General features: G+C 41.6%; 2 protein-coding genes. Both read left to right on the forward strand.

The features are described from left to right. Positions 1 to 714: hypothetical protein (locus tag ACTHJT_RS13205; protein WP_440238917.1), on the forward strand; the 714-nt coding region annotated here is incomplete at its 5' end. Between the two features lie 145 nt (positions 715 to 859). After that, on the forward strand, positions 860 to 3,216 hold a 2,357-nt coding region (locus ACTHJT_RS13210), incomplete at its 3' end, for a glycoside hydrolase family 11 protein (protein ID WP_440238919.1).

Genomic DNA, 3,216 nt, shown 5'->3' on the forward strand with positions numbered 1-3,216 from the left:
ATATTATTTGATTGTTCGGGTAAGGTACTAAAAGACGAAGTATATATGATGGCAGATGGCGTTGCTTATTATCCCCGGTATGTGAGTAGTCAAAAACTGGACAAAGGTTTCCGGACGGAAAATGGTAAGATTAAAGAATACGCATCGATCTACCAGCAGTTTATAGGAGTGGGTTTTAACAATGGACAATTATATGCGATCGTTGAAATTGATTCAGGAAAGTATATACTTATAGATAGTACAGGCAGCAGAGTGTCAGGAAGTAACAATTATAAAAAACTTGAATTTTATAATTATGGAATGGATAGTGAATATTATCCGGATGATGATAAGTACAATGATTTCTTCATTTTCTATATAGATAGTACAGATAATGTGGGTATGTTAAATAATGCGTTTGAAAAAATACCATTACCAGGTGTAAATGATTTTCAAAAGCCTGGAGGGAATGGTTTTGAAAGAGAGTATTTACACTTGATCCGGGACTATGTGTATTTGAAAAAAGGAAATAAGTGGGGAATATGGAATAGCAATACAAAGAAATGGGTTATAGAGCCTGAGTATGATGAGATTCTATATACAGAGAGAACTTATGATGGTAATCATGAAGATTACTACTATTCCGGTAACACAATAGCGCTCTATTTTATGGTTAAACAGAATAGCCGGGAGTTTTTTATTGATAAAGGAAACGTAAAATATATTCCCGAGTAGGGAGGGGATTCAATTGATTGTATTTTGCATTTAAATGGCTTAAAACAGTCATTTTTTATATTTTTTCTTTTTTTTGTTTACTTTTTTCATTCCGATAAGTAGTATAAAAAACGTGAATCCTGAACCGTAATAACGTAATAAAGGCATGAAACAAATTCTACTATTCAAAAATACAATCAGTATTGTATTTTCACTTACATGGTTATTCATAACAACATTGTCTGTAAGTGGACAAACCGTAACAACTAATACGCAAAGTACTAATAATGGTTTTTTCTATTCCTTCTGGAATGATGGCTCGCAGGGATCAGCATCCATGACGTTGGGTGCTGCAGGTAATTATAGTACAACCTGGAACAATATCGGGAACTTTACTGCCGGCAAAGGCTGGGCCGTTGGAAAACCGGATCGGGTAGTATGTTTTTCCGGTTCCTTTGATGGCGGGAGCAATGGTTTCCTTGCTTTATACGGATGGACAAAAAACAACCTGATTGAATATTATGTATGTGAAAATCACGGACAATGGACCCCGCCAGGAAATACAAGCGACATACAGCAAAAAGGAACGTATACCAGTGATGGTGGTACATATACTATTTATACAGCTACACGTACCAATCAGCCTTCAATCATAGGTACTGCAACATTCAAACAGTATTGGAGCGTACGCACTCAGACAAGATCCAGCGGAACTATTACATTTGCCAATCACGTTGCGGCATGGCAGGCAGCAGGTATGCCTATGGGTACGACCTGGGATTACCAGATCATGGAATCTGAGGGTTACCACAGTTCCGGAAGTTCAAATATTACGGTAAGTGAATGCGTTTCATGTACAACACCTGCACCCACCGCAACGACCTCTTATGACTACGAACTAAACGCGACTGCAACGCAATTAACTGCGACAGGTACTGCATTGAAGTGGTATACCGTATCAACCGGAGGAACTGCATTGTCAGCGGCACCAACACCAAGCACAACTACTATAGGTGTTACTAAATATTATGTTGGCCAAACATTAAATGGCTGTGAAGGTCCGCGTACAGAAATTACTGTCCGGGTTTCACAAAAATATAAGATATATAAAGTATCAAGTGCACTTACTATTGATGGTACACCTGAAGCCCCCTGGAGTAATGCAAGTGTACTTCCGGCTGCAGCAGCCAAGCTCATTGTGGGAACCGTAACAAACAGTGCCGATCTCTCCGGTAATTTTAAAGCTCTGTGGGATGATACTTATTTGTATGTACTGGCAGATATAACGGATGATAAATTGGTAAATGAAAGTACCAATGTATATGACGATGATGCAGTTGAAGTCTACGTCGATATCAATAACGACAAAGCAACTACATACGGAGCCAATGATGTTCAGTATAGCTTTGGATGGAATGATGGTACTACTGTAGGTTCGCTGCCGAGCGGTCGTTCTACAACCGGCATTACCTATGCAGCTGTGGCACGTACAGGCGGCTATATTGTTGAGGCGCGTATTCCATGGACAACTCTTCAGGGTACACCCGCTGTAGGACAGTTGGTTGGTATGGACTTCATGATTAATGATGACGATGATGGGGGGACAAGAGATGGAAAATTATCATGGAATGCCAGTACAGACGATGCCTGGGAAGATCCTTCCTTATTTGGTACAGCTATCCTGCAAGGTTTGTTGCCATGTACTACGCCTGCTGCACCAACAGTAACAGCAACAGTAACATACTGCCAGAATGCCACAGCTACAGCCTTGACAGCAACAGGTACCAGTTTGATGTGGTATACTTCATCAACAGCAACTACAGGTTCAGCGACTGCAATTACACCTTCAACTGCAACTGTAGGAACAGTTAATTATTTTGTTACCCAAAATGTAAGTGGCTGCGAAAGCGCTAAAGCACAGATTGCTGTAATAGTGAATGCACTACCGACAGCAACAATCACAGCAGGCGGTGCAACTTCCTTCTGCGCCGGAGGTTCAGTAACATTGAGTGCGAGCAATGGAAGTTCTTATGTATGGAAAAACGGAACAACCCAGGTTGGTACAGCCGCAACCTATACAGCAACGGCAGCTGGTTCGTATACGGTTGAAGTTACCAATGCGAATAACTGCAAAGCTACTTCAGCTGCAACTACTATTACAGTAAATATTGCTCCGGCTGCACCTGCAGTGACAGCAGCAGTCGCTTATTGCCAGAATGCAACAGCTACACAATTAACAGCGACCGGTACTGCATTGAAGTGGTATGCAGACAATACTACAACCACTGCATTGGCAGCAGCTCCAACGCCGGCAACCACTGCAACCGGTACAACAAACTTTTATGTTTCACAAACTACCAACGGTTGTGAAAGTGCCCGCGCACAGATTGCTGTAACAGTGAATGCACTGCCGACAGCAACCATTACGGCTGATGGTGCAACCACATTCTGTAACGGAGGTTCAGTAACATTGACTGCCAGCAAGGGAAGTTCTTATGTATGGAAAAACGGAACAACGCAGGT

The organism is Cytophaga sp. (assembly GCF_051961495.1).
Lineage (GTDB): Bacteria > Bacteroidota > Bacteroidia > Cytophagales > Cytophagaceae > Cytophaga.